This is a genomic window from Streptococcus sp. FDAARGOS_256 (genome assembly GCF_002289235.2).
In the GTDB taxonomy this organism is placed as follows: Bacteria; Bacillota; Bacilli; order Lactobacillales; family Streptococcaceae; genus Streptococcus.
In genome coordinates this window covers 156,959-172,446 of record NZ_NTGM02000001.1, presented here as the reverse complement: position 1 = coordinate 172,446, position 15,488 = coordinate 156,959, and the positions used below count along the sequence as shown (strand labels likewise).

The window sequence follows — 15,488 nt, the reverse complement described above, 5'->3', positions numbered from 1 at the left end:
ATTCTCACTCACCTTCCTCATCATCATAAACTGGCTCGCCATGGATTTTGATGTATTCTTCATTTCTACGGTCATCTTCTTCCCAGACTGGGTCTCTCACATGGTCCATAAATGAAATTTCTTCCAAACTCAGCTCATTAGCTTCTTCATAACTCATCGAAAGGATATCCTCATGCCGGTTTTTAAATTCCTCCACACTTAACCAGCTCTCTTTATCATCTTCGCTAATCTGACCATCAATAGCAGTCGCAATTTCAATGGCCATAATATACATAGCTCGTTTATCAACAGTGAGAAGGTCAAAGTGGGTAGAAGCTAAACGTAGACAGTCTCCTTTTTCTCGATAGTCTGTTGCTGGATTGTCTTCAAAATCTAATTCAAGATTTTCATATACATGACTCCCAAATTTATTGATAATCCCTTCTTTCAACTGAACATTATTCCATCTATTATCATGCATCCACTTATTCAATTTCAAGTGAATAGTTGGGTCTGTTTTAAATGGGCGAGTATTCCCAAAATAAGAAATATCTACTGTCTTCCCATCTTTAGTATCAAACCACATCCTTTTCGCTAGTTCCATGTAATCAAATGGAATTTCTTTGATGTAATCACCTTTGATGTAAATTCTCACTCGTCTTCCTCGTCGTCATACACACGTTCACCATGGATTTTGATGTATTCTTCACGAAGACGTTCTTCTTCATCCCACAAAGGTTCCTCTACAGGTTTCAAACTTTTCAGTTCCTCCACGCTGATATCGGTTGCTTTATCTTAACTTAGTGATAAGACATCCTTGTGCAACTCCTTAAAAGTCTCTACATCCATCCAGGTCTCCTTGTCATCCTCGCTAATCCGACCATCAATTGCAGAAGCTACCTCGACTGCCATGATATACATAGCTCGTTTATCAACTGTTAACACATCTGTATGAGAGGTTGCGATACGTAGATAATCCCCACGTTCTCTCCACTCTGTAATGAAAGTTTTTTCAAATTCCAATGTTATACTCTCATATTCCAAAGACAACCAAGGATTGCTCGGAATTATAAAAGAAGCTTTATCCCATCTTTCATCAACAGAAGCCCATTTGTGTAACCGAACACCAAAGTAAAAATCATCCTGTAGCATGGCATCATCACCAACATTGGAGAAACTTATTTTCTTGCCTTTCCGTTCCTTAAACCACATCTTCCAAACAAGCTCTCTAGTTGTGAAGTCTATTTTTTTCGTAAAATCACTTTTGATGTATAGTCTCACTCATCTTCCTCATCTTCATAAACTCGTTCACCATGGATTTGGATGTACTCCTCACGCTTCTTATCCAATTCTTCCCAGATGGGATCGTCAATAGCATCAATCGTTTGAATTTCTTCCAAACTCATCTCATTTGCTTCATCAAAGGTTAAAGATAAGATATCTTGGTGCTTTTTCTTGAATTCCTCGATTGTTAGCCATGTTTTCTTATCATCTTCACTAATTTTTCCATCAATCGCAGTCGCAATTTCGAGTGCCATAATATACATAGCTCGCTTATCAACTGTTAATATATCTAGATAATTCGAAGCGATTCTTAGGTATTTTCCCTTTTCTCTACCGTCGCTTTCATAACTTCCTTCATAATCCAAATCAATATTTTCATACATTTGGGAATTGATTGCACTGCCACCTTTAACCTTGGCATCTTTCCAACGAGAGCCACTTGCTCCCCACTTATCTAACCGTAAAGATAAATAGAAGTCATTTTGCAACATCTCATCATCCCCGACATTTGAGAAACTTATTTTTTTACCATTTCTTTCTTTAAACCACATTTTCCATGCGAGTTCTCTGTAGCCAAATGACACTTTTCTAGTATAATCACCTTTGATGTATATTCTCACTCATCTTCCTCGTCATCATAAACTGGCTCGCCATGGATTTTGATGTATTCTTCATTCCTGCGGTCATCTTCTTCCCAGACTGGGTCTCTCACATCGTCCATAAATGGAATTTCTTCCAAACTCAGCTCATTAGCCTCTTCATAACTCATCGAAAGGATATCCTCATGCCGTTTTTTAAATTCCTCCACACTTAACCAGCTCTCTTTATCATCTTCGCTAATCTGACCATCAATAGCAGTCGCAATTTCAATAGCCATAATATACATAGCTCGTTTATCAACAGTGAGAAGGTCAAGGTGGGTAGAAGCGATTCTTAAACATTCGCCTTTCTCACGAAAGTCCGACATGATAGCATCTTCGTAATCTAGCTGTATATATTCACATTTATGTGATAAAAAATCATATTTTATCCCTTCCTTTATTTGGACACTCCTCCATCTAACATCATGAGTTTCCTTGTCTAATTCTAAGTGAATAGAAAGTTTATCGATTGGTAAATCTAGATACCCAGCATACGATAAATCTGGCTCTATTCCATCTTTTTTCTCAAACCACATCCTTTTCGCTAGTTCCATGTAATCAAATGGAATTTCTTTGGTGTAATCGCCTTTGATGTATAGTCTCACTCGTCTTCCTCGCTAATCTGACCATCAATTGCAGAAGCTACCTCGACTGCCATGATATACATAGCTCGTTTATCAACCGTTAAAATATCCGTATGTGTCGTAGCAATCCTAAGGTTTTCTCCACGTTCTCTCCCATCAGTAATAAAATCATTTTCAAATTCCAATTGAATGTTTTCATCAGAAAACGAAGTCCAAGGATTGCTCTTATCGTATGGTATATGATTCCATCGTTTATCATTAAATCGCCATTTATCAAATTGAACTCCAAAAAAGAAATCATCCTGTAACATAGCATCATCACCAACATTGGAGAAACTTATTTTCTTGCCATTCCGTTCCTTAAACCACATCTTCCAAACAAGCTCTCTAGTTGTGAAGTCTATTTTTTTCGTAAAATCACTTTTGATATATAGTCTCATAAATCTGAGATATCGCCTCCATGTGCTAGTATATATTCTTTTCGACGATTGGCTTCTTCCTCCCAAAGAGGGTCGTCTACCACATCCATCGTTTGAATTTCAGTCAAACTTAGTTCATTTGCTTCTTCAAAAGTTAGAGATAGAATAGCCTCGTGCTTTTTCCTAAACTCCTCGACTGTTAGCCATGTCTTCTTATTATCCTCGCTAATTTGCCCATCAATCACCTTTGCAATCTCAAGCGCCATAATGTACATAGCTCGTTTATCAACTGTCAAAACTTCTAGATGGGTGGTTAAAATACGGAGATAGTCTCCCTTTTCATTATAATCCGTAGCAAATGCATCTTCAAAATTAATTTCAATACTTTCCTTAATATGTGAAAAGAGTCTTCGTACCCCTTCCTTTAGGGGGACACTAGACCATCTCTTATCGGCAGTGCCTTTCCTCAAGGATAAATTTGAGAAAAAATCTTCTTGTAATGCATCATTGTTCCCAGCATTTGAGTAAGAAATTTGCTCATCTTCTGGAAACCACATTTTACCAGCTAGTTCTAAATAACCATAAGGTACTCTTTTTGTATAATCACCTTTTAAATATAATTTCATTGTTCACTCCTTATTGCGTCAAGTATTTAAAAGCTTTCCACATATTTTTGATAACTTCTTCTTTAGCTCCTTTTCCAAGTCCATTTAGTTCAGATTGTTCATTTACCCAGTTTACAATATCCTGCCTACTTGAAATAGTTGAGGCTTCAATATCTATGTCGAGGTTATAACCTGACTTTCCACTCCCCGATTGAACTTGGATTTTCCCACTATCTGGCTCCGCATCAACTCGAATATTATCGACTTTTTTACCGTTAACTCGTCCAGAAATCTTTTTTCCAAAAGACTTACTCGTCGGTTTATTTGCCTTCCAGCTGTCATAGTTACTGGAATAATCAACCTGAATTTCGCCATTTTGTAAGGCTGTCTTTGTGATAGCTGATAAGCTAGTTACTGCTCCACTAGCTATCAGTACATTCCCATATTGAACCCCTGTTACAGATGCTGCGGTACCAGCTACGATACTTGTCCCTGCTGTTGGCGGACCAGCCATTACACTCAAGACTTCTAGGGCTCCACTCGCAAAGTAAACTCCCAATCCAGAGAAAATTTGAGCTACTCCACTCCAAAATTCGACTGAATTTGCTTCAAAGTTTTGGGCTTTTAGTTCATCAAGCTTTTTGTTAACCAAATGAGTATAGTCAGCATCATATTTCCCATTTTTTAAAACGACATAGCCTTGTTCCAAGGAATGAATTTCAATGATATTCCCTGTTTCATCAATCTTAAGAGTGTGATTGTAGTCGTCAATTATTTTATCCCATTCGGACTTGTCATGGCCTTTTAAGCGCTTCTTTAATTCGGCACGATAGTAGGCATCACCATCGTCCGATAGCATCATATCCCTAGAAGCTTTATTGATTGCACGAGTTTCTGAATCTTGAAAATCTCTTTTTGCATGCGAAACAATCTTCACATCCTTCATCTTTTGCACCCAGCTCATGTCCAGACCGTCCGCATAGTAGTTGCCATCGCTATCGACAATGACTTTACTTAGTTGCGTAGCTCCTTGAATCGCTAAGCTAAGGACTTCTAGACTATCGCTGAAATACTGGGAAACCTCTGAGACAAAAAATTCTAGTTTTTCAATCTTGTCATCCAAATCCTGAATACCTGACTCGATTTGAGACTTGGTATTGTAGAGGATGGTCTTCTCAGAGAAAGCTTTCCCCCAATTCAGTGTAAAGAAATCTTTGATTTGATTTAACCAATTCTCCCTCGCTTGAATCTGAGCTTCTACGATAGCTAACTGCTCTTCCCTCAATTTTTTCAGTTCCTTGAGCTGGTCCATGTCCAAATCTCCATATCCAGAGACCTGAGCATCCGCATTTTTGTAGGAGGTCAACTCTAGTTGGATATCATCTATCGCTGCTTGTAACTTCTTGATGCTGGGGATGATAATCTCTGTAAAAAGACCCTTCCCAGCTGTGTAGGCTGCTCCTGTCAGCTCACCTGAGTCTAAAGAGGAAATCAGGTGGTCACATCCACTAGATAAGCGGTCCGTGACTTCATTTGCGACCTGGAGATTGTTAGTCATAGCTTGAATCAATTCTTGGGATTCTTGTGCGCTGTATTTTACTCCCATGGTAGCCGATTCCTTTCTGATATCAGTTCTTCTCTAGCTTCATCGAAAGACCGACGAGCCTTCTTCGTTTGTTTTCCCAATTCATCCAGTTCCTCATCTACATAAGAGTTGATCTGTCGTTGAATGGTTCTATTATCACTTTCGATTTGCTCTATCACTTGACGAGAACTAGGCGAGATAGCTAATAGAGTCGCCATACGATGGTGGATACTCTGGATTTCTGAGTGAAAGTGAGTTACCTGCTGTTCATATTGTCTTTTTAGAGTCTGAAGACTTTCTTCTTTATCGTCAATCTTGACAATTTCTCGCCAAAGTTTGTAGCGTTTTTCTTCGTTCTTATCTGCCATTTTTAATGTTCCCATCTCTTAGCCAGCTCTACGTCGCGTTTTTCAATCTTATGAGCAATTTCTGGAAACTTATTTGCTTGGGTCAAAACAGCCGAGCTGAAATCACTGACTGCCTGAAGCATTTGGTTGCAGGCCTGACGTCCCGCTTCCATCCCAGCGATTTCAGAAGTATATGAAAATTCTACTTGCTGATTTTGCTTCTTGCTCGTGTCATACCCGACCAATTCATTAATAGCTGCCTCTGCTGCTATCGTGCTAGATTTTATCTTTCCACCCATACTTCAAACTCCCCTTATTCATTGTATATTGACCATATCATAACACAAAAATAGTATGATTTCAAAACAAATCCTAAGGGCAAAAGCGCTCATCTCCTTAGAATAAACTCTATCGCTCACTGAATGTGTTTGACAAAGACGGTACTAGTCATTTTGGAGACCGGTTTTCTGATGCCTTATAGTTTGAGTAGTTTTATTAGCAAGGTTTGTTCTTCTCTGGTGAGAAACAGAAAAAACAAAGCCCTAGAAAAATTCCTAGGGCTCGTCTTATGTGTCAAAAAGAGCTACGTTTTAACTGACTTCTACAACTCTGTCCGATTTTCAATGGCTCGTAAGAGTGTGACTTCGTCCGCATACTCGATATCTGCTCCCACGGCTAGTCCTCGTGCTAGGCGAGTGACCTTGATGCCAGCTGGCTTGAGGAGACGAGAGAGATACATAGATGTCGCTTCTCCATCTGCCGTCGCATTGGTTGCCACAATAACCTCTGAAACTTCACTGTCCATAAGACGAGTCATGAGGCTCTTGAGATTGATATCATCTGGACTGATACCATTCATTGGAGAAATAAGACCATGTAAGACATGATAGAGTCCGTGGTATTCTTGGATATTTTCCATAGCAGCCACATCACGACTATCCTCTAGCACCAAGATCGTTGTCTGGTCTCGAGTCGGATCTGTGCAGATAGAGCAGGGATCATCATCCGTCAAGCGACCACAGATGGAACAATAGGTCAATTCCCGCTTGGCAGATAGAAGGTTTTTGGCAAATTCATTGACATCATCATCAGACATTCCAATGGTATAGAAGGCTAGGCGGGTAGCCGTTTTGATCCCGATACCTGGTAACTTTGAATAGCTATCAATCAGCTTGGCAATAGGTGTTGGATACAGCATAAGTTCCTTTCTAATTCATTGGATGGTGTTGGTGATAAAGATTGATAATGTCGCGTGCAATAGAAGGTCCGACACCGTTTGTAAGGTTGGTGTTATGAGGAAAGACGACTGCGACCGCGATTTGAGGATTTTCGGTCGGTGCATAGGCGACTGCGTTGGTATTATTGGCTTTTTGACCGCCATTAACGTAACTTTCGGCAGTACCTGTTTTCCCGCTGATGGAAACGGCTGCGCCATTTGAAAAGGCACGACCAGTTGTCAGAGCACTCGTTCCATGCGAAACTTGATAGAAACCTTGCTGCAAGATAGCCATATCTGATTCTGAGATATTGACCTTGTTTAGTTCCTTAGTGGCTGTTTCTTGAACCAGACTGCCTAAACCACCTTGTTCATTATTTCCATAAATCCCCTCAACAATGTGAGGTGCAATCCGAACACCATTGTTGGCAATGGTTCCAACATACTGGGCCAATTGCATTGGAGTATAGTTATCAAACTGGCCAAATGCATTGGTAATGTAATTAGCAAAATTATACTCTTTTGGTATAAAACCAGTTGACTCATCTGGAAGGTCGATGCCCGTTGAAGCACCTAGACCATATTCCGCAAATGTCGCACGCAATTTCCCCATAGCTGATTCCAAATTACTAGTTCCAACAAACATATTAGGTTGATAAGTTTGACCCATGATACCCAAAGCCGTTTGAACCATGTAGGCATTAGATGAATACTCCAAAGCTTCTACAGCTGTAATCGGAAATGAACCGTAGGCCTGAGTGTACCAAGAATTAATCGGAGCTGAACCTTGGAAGACAATCGGTTGGTCTGTCAAGGTTTGATTGCCTGACAAGACTCCATTTTCCCAACCAGAGCTGATAGTTGCTGCCTTAACAACCGAACCTGGGACAAAGACATTGGTTACCGTTCCCAAGGAATCAGGTGTTAACTCTCCCGTTTTCAAGTCATGTTTGAGCCCTGACATAGACAAAACTGCACCGGTTTTAGGATTGAGGGCTACGGCGTAAACCCCTTCAGAGTACTTTGCTCCACCGTTACCCAACTCTGAGTTGAAGTAGCTCTTGAGTAGGTCGTCCACACCATTCTGGAAAGCTAGGTCAATCGTTAACTTGATATTGTTTCCTTTGCTTCCTTCTTCAACATTTTCCACACTTTCCATATTTCCGTGTTTGTCGAGGTGGATTTCCTTGACGGAACGTTTGCCTTGAAGAACATCTTCATATTGCTTTTCAAGATAGGAAGTTCCCACTCGGTCATTGAGAGAATACCCTTTTTTGAGATAAGCATCAACTTCCTCAGCTGGAAGTCCTGACTTTTCATTTGAAACGCTACCGACGATTGTCGATAAAGAAGTGTCCAAGACTTTACGATCCCATGAGGTTGAAATGCTGATACCTGGTAATTCCTTGGACGCTGATGCAACGAGAGCAACTTGGGTATCATCTAAGGCATCCGTAGAAATGGTTCCTGTTGCAAAATTTTCAACAGCATTGAGCTGACTAAAGAGATAGATTTCCTTTTTCTGGTCATCTGTATAATTAAGTTGACTCACGTCAATGCTTTCAACCGCATTATTGTAAAGTGTCGCTTCCGATAAGCGGTTCCCATCTGAATCCAGGCGTTTATCGCTTGGCAAGGATTCGACTGTTTTTTTGTAAATATCCTGGTCCGCCAAGTAATAGTCTGCAATTTGTCGATCAGTCAGATCAGGGGAGGTTACATTTACATATGTGAGGAGTTTCTTGGCTGTCTCCTTCAATTCAGCTGCTGTCATTTTATTGTTTCGTGTGAAAGAAACAACTTGCTTGACAGTATTTTCTACCAAGGGTTTCCCTGCCGCATCATAGATCTGTCCACGAGCTGAACTGGTTGTTACCCTTGTTTGGCTGGCTGAAGCCAATTTTGTTTCATAAAAATCTTTATTTAGCACCTGCATGTATAACAAACGACCAATAATGGCCATAAAGAGCAGGATAACAATCGCAAATAATAAATTAAGCCGAATCGGAATCGAATGGCTATTAAATTTTCTCATACAACTAAGACTCTTTTCTAGAAAAATTCCCGATTTCCACCTTTATTTTCCCTAAAATAATAGAGTAAATAGGTAAAGCTCAGTACATTTCATTGTACCATATTTTACGGAGAAACTCTTGGAAAAGTCGAAGCATTTTTTGACTTTTAACTGAAAATGCCTTTTTATTTGGTTATCCTATTTTCTATGATATAATGATAGTAATAGTTAGGAAAGCGTTAACCTTTAAGACTTTGACTCATAAAAAGGAGCCTCATGAACAAGCCAGATATCGCAACCATAATCGACCTCCATTTTGAAGAATTAACCGAGCTCGAGCAAGAAATCGCTCGCTATTTTTTGCAAGCTGAAACAATCCAAGATGATCTCTCTTCTCAGCAAGTTACCCAGAAATTACATATCTCCCAAGCAGCCTTGACCCGCTTTGCCAAAAAGTGTGGTTTTACAGGCTACCGAGAATTCGTCTTTCAATATCAGCACCAGGCTAGTAAACCGGACACTCATTCGCACAAACACAGTCCTTTGACCAAACGTGTTTTGCGAAGCTACAGTATCATGCGAGAACAAACACAGGATTTGATTGACGAAGAACAACTGGAACGCGTCGCCCAATTAATCGATGACGCAGAACGAGTTTACTTCTTTGGGACGGGAAGTTCTGGTCTGATTGCCCGTGAGATGAAACTGCGCTTTATGCGACTAGGTGTTGTCTGTGAAGCTTTGACCGATCGGGATGGCTTTGCTTGGACGACCAGTATCATGGATGAAAACTGTCTGGTACTTGGCTTTTCCCTATCAGGAACTACCCAATCCGTCCTCGATAGTTTGTTGGATGCCAAGGAAATGGGTGCCAAGACCATCCTCTTTACCAGCGCACCAAACAAAAACAGTCAGGCCTACACCGAAACGGTCCTTGTGGCAAGCCATAGTCAATCTTCTTACATCCAGCGTATTTCCGCTCAACTCCCTATGCTCATTTTAATAGATTTGATTTATGCCTACTTTTTAGAAATCAATCGCGATAGCAAAGAAAAAATCTTTAACAGCTATTGGGAAAATAAAAAACTCAACGGCTATCGTAGACAAAAACGCGTTAGAAAATCCTAGTTTGGTTGAACCAAACTAGGATTGTTTTGTCTTGAAATGATAGTAGGCTCCCAACATCCCTGCTGTATTTTGGTGATGGACAAATTCTAATCGTAAAATAAAACGAGCTATTCTTCAGAAGTACGTTCTATAAGATTATAGTTTAATGCAAAGTGTAGCGATATAATCATTTCCATAAGGTGATAATCGATGTCTTTTATCACATGATTCATAAAAATCGATCATAGCGAGACCATTTTTAAGTTGTCCTCTAATCTGACTTTCTAAGGTATGGCTAAATTCATATCCATATTCTGGATTGATGGTGATTTTGCCTTCCTCTTCAAGCTCTCTTGAATTAAAAGGGATTGAAAACTTTAACAGTAATTCCTCATCGGGTTTGTCCCATACAGTGTCAGCATCATACATGTAGATCCAAGGATTCATAAATCCGACCATTAACAAACCGCCCTTTTTCAATACGCGAGAGGCTTCTTTATACATGTTTTCTAAATCTTCTATATATACATTTGAAACCGGATTAAAAATAATATCAAAAGTTTCATTTTCAAATGGAAATGGTTTTGTCATATCGCCTTGAACGGTATTGATTTTTAAGCCTTCTCTTTTGGCAACCATTTCATCTCTTTCTAATTGTGATTTAGAAAAATCCATGATGGTGACATCATAACCTTTTGCAGCAAAAACGGGACCCTGCTGGCCACCACCACAAGCTAACCCTAATATCTTTTTTCCCTTGGCTTTTTCAAACCATTCTGTCGGAACTTTTTTCCCCACAGTTAAGGCGACAGAAATTGGATGCTTTCTAGCTTCTTCTAATTCTTCATGTGTCAATGGCTCAGTATAGTCGTTTTTTACATTATTCCATCTATCTTCATTTAATTTTATATAATTACTCATCTTACAATCTCCTCGTAATTTTATATGATTTCGATTTAAGTTGGATGTGTTGCCACACTTCTCTCACCTCTAGAAATTCTAATTTATCAATTTTTCGTCCATCTCATTATATCATTTTTCCACATTTTCCCATTTAGTCAAGCTAAATATCAATTAAATGGATGATAGAATTGCTCTCGCCTTAACTTCTTATGCAAGGTAGTTATTTTCTCCTAGTTTCTCACGATTACCTCCTTTGGCTCAAATTTTTCAATAAAAAAAGAATTAAGCAAAACAGTTTTCACTCAAGTAGTGATTCAGTGTTTTTCTTAATTCTATAGCTCCAAACTAGGATTGTTTTGTCTTGATACTCTTCGAAAATCAAATTCAAACCACGTCAGCTTCACCTTGCCGTACTCAAGTACTGCCTACGGCTAGCTTCCTACTTTGCTCTTTGATTTTCATTGAGTATAAAATGATAATAGGCACCCAACATCCCTGCTGTATTTTGGTGATGGGCAAATTCTAATCGTGTTTTTTCAGCTAGGCTTGGTACCAAGGCGGCCTTCAAGGCTGCGCGAATCTTCGGTTTGAGGATAGCTTCTTGCCCCATGATACCGCCACCGAGAATGACCACTTCTGGATTGGCAACGTAGCAAATATTTGCCAGACCTTTTCCTAAATAGTCTACCATGCGGTCAATGCCAGCCATACAGATCTTGTTTCCTTCGGTAGCTTCCTTGAAAATGCGTCGCCCATTCCACTGATCAACTGAATCTCCATGAGCTGTTGCTACATACTCAACCAAGGCTGTCGTAGAAGCAAGATCCTGAAAAGCTCCATCCTGCATGTGCATGTAACCGACTTCGCAGGCCGAATTGCTAAATCCATGGAAGACTTTCCCATCCATAATCAAGCAACCACCGATACCTGTTCCAATGGTCAAGCAAAGTGTGACACTCGCTCCCTTACCTGAACCAGATACTGCCTCAGCAAGACCTGCACAGTTGACATCATTTTCAATCTCACAAAGAATAGCAAAACTCGTCTCGATTTCCTTCTTGAACTGGGTTCCTGCATAGTTGGGAATCTGAGGACCAGCATAGAAAATCTCACCCTTATCAGGATCCACCATTCCTGCAGAAGAAATGGCAACACCTGCTACTGGGCCTTTTTCTATATAGCTGGCTACGATATCTTTTGTCTTTTGTAAGATATGAGGTCCACCCTTATGCGCCTCGGTTGGCATTTCATGCGATTCAACAAGTTGGCCTTCTTGGTCAATCAAACCATATTTGATGTTGGTTCCACCGATATCAATTGCAACGTAGTGTGTCATAAATACCTCCTTATGGATTAGAGGAAGCGCTCCTTGGTTTCACGAATCAATTGCGCTGCTGCTTCTACAACTGGTCGATCTTCTTCAGTCACTGGCGTCAATGGTGAACGGACAGAACCAATGTTCAAGCCTTCATTGATTTTCAAGACTTCTTTGATCACACCGTACATATTTCCATGAGCAGAAGTGAGCTTGCCAATGATTGCGTTGATAGCGTATTGCAATTCACGCGCTGTTTCCAAATCTTTCTCTGCAATCAACTCATTAAGTTTCAAGAAGAGTTCTGGCATAGCACCATAAGTACCACCAATACCAGCTTTGGCACCCATGAGGCGACCACCTAGGAATTGTTCATCTGGACCATTAAAGACGATGTGGTCTTCTCCACCAAGGCTGACAAAGGTTTGGATATCTTGAACTGGCATAGAAGAGTTCTTAACACCGATAACACGAGGATTCTTCAACATTTCAGTGTAGAGACTTGGAGTCAAAGCAACACCTGCCAATTGAGGAATATTGTAAATCACGTAGTCTGTGTTTGGAGCTGCAGCACTGATATCATTCCAGTATTTGGCAACTGAGTATTCTGGCAAGCGGAAGTAAATCGGTGGAATCGTTGCAATGGCATCTACACCCAAGCTTTCCGCGTGGCGAGCAAGCTCCATACTATCTTTGGTATTGTTGCAAGCTACGTGAGCGATAATGGTCAATTTCCCTTTGGCAACTGCCATGACTTCTTCCAAAATCAATTTGCGGTCTGCCACACTTTGGTAGATACATTCACCAGAAGAACCGTTGACATAGAGACCTTGAACTCCCTTATCAATGAAGTATTGAACCAAAGCACGCGTACGCTCTGGACTGACTTCTCCTTGATCATCATAACATGCGTAGAAGGCTGGAATGACACCTTCGTATTTTTTCAAATCTGACATAGATTTTCTCCTAAGATTTCTTTTTTTCTGCTGAGAGCAGTTCTATTTTTTACAAGTTTAGTATACACCTTGTGAAAATCGCTTTCAATATCTTGTATACACTTAGATTTTAGTTTCTACTTGTATTTTAGAAACTGTAACGATTGAAAGTAGTTTCAGAAATACCTCATCCTACTGGTATTTGGCGAAAATTTTCTCCATCAATCCTGCTTGGAGAAAGACCAGCAAACCAAAACCAAAGAGGATAAAAGCTGACCCACCCAAAAGGAGAGTGAAGGCGGATAGATAAAGAACCATCACTATGAGAAAGAGAATGGCTAACATGAGGAAGAACCAAGGAAAGTTAAAACTTGCCAAGATAAGCCCTTTTTGCAGCACTTCTTTCCAAGATAAATCATAGCGCGCAGCGATGGGATAACTAGCCAACATCACCAGAGTGAGGAAGATGAGAATCCCCAAACAAATGGCTTTCACAATCTGGAAAGGCAAAGCAGTCTGTCCCCAGAAGAGATAGAGGTCTAGAAGGCTTAATGACACAATGCCCAACTCTAACAGACCCAACTGAAGCCCCAGTTTCAGATTTTGCTTGAAGGCTCTTAGATAGGTTCTGAAAACTGGAACTCGTCTGCTTCTCTTAATCTCAAACATGGTCTCGTAAAGGCTGATTTTCGCCACTCCAATCGTCACAATAGGCAAACAAGAGACGACAAAAAGAAGATTGACTGTCACGATATCCAAGACCTTCTCACTGAAACGCATGAGAAAATTATCTGTATCAAATGCTGCCTTGATAAGGCTTACTCCTTTTTGTGCCATGTTTGCTCCTCCTGATTCTTTTAATCAATCAAAATTTTAAAGAGATACTTGCGAACCTTTTCTTCCATCCCTGCATAGCCATTTGGCTGATGAGGTTCTCCTGGGAAGAAAATCGCAAAATTGTGATAGCCCAACAAGAGTGGGTATTTTTCATGACAATGGACAAAGCCAATGTCGCTCGCTTCGTCAAATGCTACTGCCTCATTTTTGATACGTGAACCGTAGCTCGAGTATTCATGTCCTTCTACCAGCAAATGCAAGTCTGCATAGTTCTTATGGTGCTCAAATTGATCATTTTCAGCTTGGTTGAGGACATTTTCCTGAACAACTAGAAAGACCTTGTCCCCGTCAATCTCATACTTACCTAGTTCGAAAGAATCCTTACGGTGCTGATAGAGATAGTCGATAGCCTTGTCTAGATTGGGATGGATTCCTTTGTAAAAGGCGATGTTTTTCAAATCGTCAAAAATCATACTGTTTCCTTCGTTTCTGATAATTACTATTTTTCAGTTTCGAATTATCTTTTCTCTATTTCCCTGTAATAGTGCGGACGGAAGCAAATTCCTTCGGTATTTCATTCCTAATTTTTGAGCCTTTTGCTCTTTCATCGTCAGTCTCAAAAATTCCTTCTAAGATAAGCGTAAGATTCTTATCTTAGATACTACTAAAGCGGGAAATAGCCACCATAAAACGAACCTACTCTAACTAGTATCATGAAAAGAGTTCATTCTTAAGTTTATAAGTGTCTGACAAAACTTCACGAAGTAACTGCATACTCTCCATTTTGTAGACACTTATAACTCTATATTTCCATGGCATGTCAAGACCACTTCTGCAATCTTGATACACTAATTTACTTTTCTTAACCTTTGACCGCTCCCATAGTTATACCTTGAGTGAAGGATTTTTGGAAGACAAGGAAGACGGTTACGATTGGCACGGCTGCAAGAGCTGCACCTGCCATGATCAAACCATAGTTGGTTGCCATTTCGGCCTGCATGGTCGCAACCCCGAGTGAGATAGTCAAGTTTTGACGTGAAGTCAACATAACCAACTGCATGAAGTAGTCGTTCCAAGTATTGATGAAGGTAAAGATTGCAAGGGCTGCAAATCCTGGTTTCACGATAGGGAAGGCTACGCTCCAGAAGGTACGAATCTCACCACAACCGTCGATTTTAGCTGATTCAAGCAATTCTGTAGGGATATTTTCACTGAATTGTTTCATAAGGAAGACCCCGAATGGCCATCCGATCAAAGGCAAGATAACTGCCCAAAGTGTATCGTGAATTCCCATGAAGTTGACGATACGTACCAATGGTACAAGGACAACTTGTTTTGGAAGAGCCATGGCAGCGATAAAGACTGCAAAGAGGATGCGTTGACCATAGAAACGTTTCTTAGCCAAGACATAACCTGCTAGAGAAGAGGTTGCACAGACTAGGAACATGGTTACTAGCGAGATAAATACAGAGTTCCACATCCACTGCATAGCAGGGTTTTGCACCATGAGTTGTTGGAAGTTCTCCATGGTTGGCATTTTAGGGAACCACTGTGGCGGAATCATAATGGTATCAGGCTGTGATTTGAAGGCCCCTGTCAAGATCCAGTAGAATGGAAAGATGAACAGTACGGTCAACAAGAGCAAGATAATCGTTGAAATAACAGTGAAAGCTGTTAAAGGTTTCTTTTGTGTAGGTTGCATAACTGTCTCCTTTCT

16 protein-coding genes and 2 pseudogenes are annotated in these 15,488 nt (G+C 40.3%); 1 reads left to right on the top strand and 17 read right to left on the bottom strand.

The genetic code is table 11. The features are described from left to right. Positions 1–4 precede the first annotated feature (4 nt). From A6J84_RS01125 to pbp2b, 11 genes and pseudogenes are all read right to left on the bottom strand, one after another. Positions 5–634 carry a hypothetical protein gene (locus tag A6J84_RS01125; protein WP_001223900.1) on the bottom strand — a complete coding sequence of 210 codons (630 nt, stop codon included), beginning with the start codon at positions 632–634 and terminating at the stop codon, positions 5–7. Further along, positions 631–1,260 (bottom strand): annotated as a pseudogene (locus A6J84_RS01120) (hypothetical protein). Before A6J84_RS01120 ends, A6J84_RS01125 begins: the two are co-directional and overlap by 4 nt. Then, entirely contained in the window at positions 1,257–1,883 is a 627-nt protein-coding gene (locus tag A6J84_RS01115; protein WP_001223907.1) for a hypothetical protein, read from the bottom strand. The pseudogene A6J84_RS01120 and the gene A6J84_RS01115 overlap by 4 nt, the downstream one beginning before the upstream one ends. Next, positions 1,880–2,509 carry a hypothetical protein gene (locus A6J84_RS01110; protein ID WP_095725866.1) on the bottom strand — a complete coding sequence of 210 codons (630 nt, stop codon included), beginning with the start codon at positions 2,507–2,509 and terminating at the stop codon, positions 1,880–1,882. The genes A6J84_RS01115 and A6J84_RS01110 overlap by 4 nt, the downstream gene beginning before the upstream one ends. Beyond that, a pseudogene (locus tag A6J84_RS01105) lies at positions 2,509–2,928 on the bottom strand (hypothetical protein); the annotation flags it as partial. The gene A6J84_RS01110 and the pseudogene A6J84_RS01105, both read right to left, overlap by 1 nt. Continuing rightward, the gene (locus A6J84_RS01100) at positions 2,925–3,533 is read right to left on the bottom strand and encodes a hypothetical protein (protein ID WP_000780960.1); all 609 of its coding nucleotides are present in this window, start codon (positions 3,531–3,533) and stop codon (positions 2,925–2,927) included. The gene A6J84_RS01100 and the pseudogene A6J84_RS01105, both read right to left, overlap by 4 nt. 10 nt (positions 3,534–3,543) lie before the next feature. Beyond that, positions 3,544–5,118, bottom strand: coding sequence for a virulence protein (locus A6J84_RS01095; protein WP_000538407.1), 1,575 nt, complete (start codon positions 5,116–5,118; stop codon positions 3,544–3,546). Then, positions 5,109–5,480 (bottom strand): hypothetical protein, encoded by a 372-nt coding sequence (locus tag A6J84_RS01090; RefSeq protein ID WP_227743429.1) that lies wholly within the window; start codon positions 5,478–5,480, stop codon positions 5,109–5,111. The genes A6J84_RS01095 and A6J84_RS01090 overlap by 10 nt, the downstream gene beginning before the upstream one ends. Next, complete coding sequence (locus A6J84_RS01085) at positions 5,468–5,743, bottom strand: TIGR04197 family type VII secretion effector (protein ID WP_000509001.1); 276 nt, start codon at positions 5,741–5,743, stop codon at positions 5,468–5,470. Before A6J84_RS01085 ends, A6J84_RS01090 begins: the two co-directional genes overlap by 13 nt. 302 nt (positions 5,744–6,045) lie before the next feature. Further along, positions 6,046–6,642, bottom strand: a complete 597-nt coding sequence (recR, locus tag A6J84_RS01080; RefSeq protein WP_000966754.1) for a recombination mediator RecR — start codon at positions 6,640–6,642, stop codon at positions 6,046–6,048. A gap of 10 nt (positions 6,643–6,652) precedes the next feature. Further along, positions 6,653–8,695 carry a penicillin-binding protein PBP2B gene (gene pbp2b, locus A6J84_RS01075; protein WP_001224837.1) on the bottom strand — a complete coding sequence of 681 codons (2,043 nt, stop codon included), beginning with the start codon at positions 8,693–8,695 and terminating at the stop codon, positions 6,653–6,655. A 255-nt stretch (positions 8,696–8,950) separates the two neighbouring features. On the opposite strand from pbp2b, the gene A6J84_RS01070 reads away from it, so the two are divergent. Next, a complete protein-coding gene (locus A6J84_RS01070; protein WP_044020400.1) occupies positions 8,951–9,802 on the top strand; it encodes a MurR/RpiR family transcriptional regulator in 852 nt (283 codons plus the stop codon). A gap of 135 nt (positions 9,803–9,937) precedes the next feature. On the opposite strand, the gene A6J84_RS01065 is transcribed toward A6J84_RS01070, so the two are convergent. From A6J84_RS01065 to A6J84_RS01040, 6 genes are all read right to left on the bottom strand, one after another. Continuing rightward, positions 9,938–10,702: a class I SAM-dependent methyltransferase gene (locus tag A6J84_RS01065; protein WP_049479674.1), complete on the bottom strand. Its 765-nt coding sequence runs from the start codon at positions 10,700–10,702 to the stop codon at positions 9,938–9,940. Positions 10,703–11,123: 421 nt separating this feature from the next. Then, a complete protein-coding gene (locus tag A6J84_RS01060; RefSeq protein ID WP_000150239.1) occupies positions 11,124–12,020 on the bottom strand; it encodes an ROK family protein in 897 nt (298 codons plus the stop codon). A 17-nt stretch (positions 12,021–12,037) separates the two neighbouring features. Continuing rightward, positions 12,038–12,955, bottom strand: a complete 918-nt coding sequence (locus A6J84_RS01055; protein WP_033630084.1) for a dihydrodipicolinate synthase family protein — start codon at positions 12,953–12,955, stop codon at positions 12,038–12,040. A gap of 171 nt (positions 12,956–13,126) precedes the next feature. Then, a complete protein-coding gene (locus A6J84_RS01050) occupies positions 13,127–13,771 on the bottom strand; it encodes a YesL family protein (RefSeq protein ID WP_044020393.1) in 645 nt (214 codons plus the stop codon). 20 nt (positions 13,772–13,791) lie between these two features. Next, a complete protein-coding gene (locus A6J84_RS01045) occupies positions 13,792–14,244 on the bottom strand; it encodes a YhcH/YjgK/YiaL family protein (protein WP_049479672.1) in 453 nt (150 codons plus the stop codon). A gap of 389 nt (positions 14,245–14,633) precedes the next feature. Then, the gene (locus A6J84_RS01040) at positions 14,634–15,473 is read right to left on the bottom strand and encodes a carbohydrate ABC transporter permease (RefSeq protein ID WP_001183243.1); all 840 of its coding nucleotides are present in this window, start codon (positions 15,471–15,473) and stop codon (positions 14,634–14,636) included. Between the last annotated feature and the right edge of the window lie 15 nt (positions 15,474–15,488).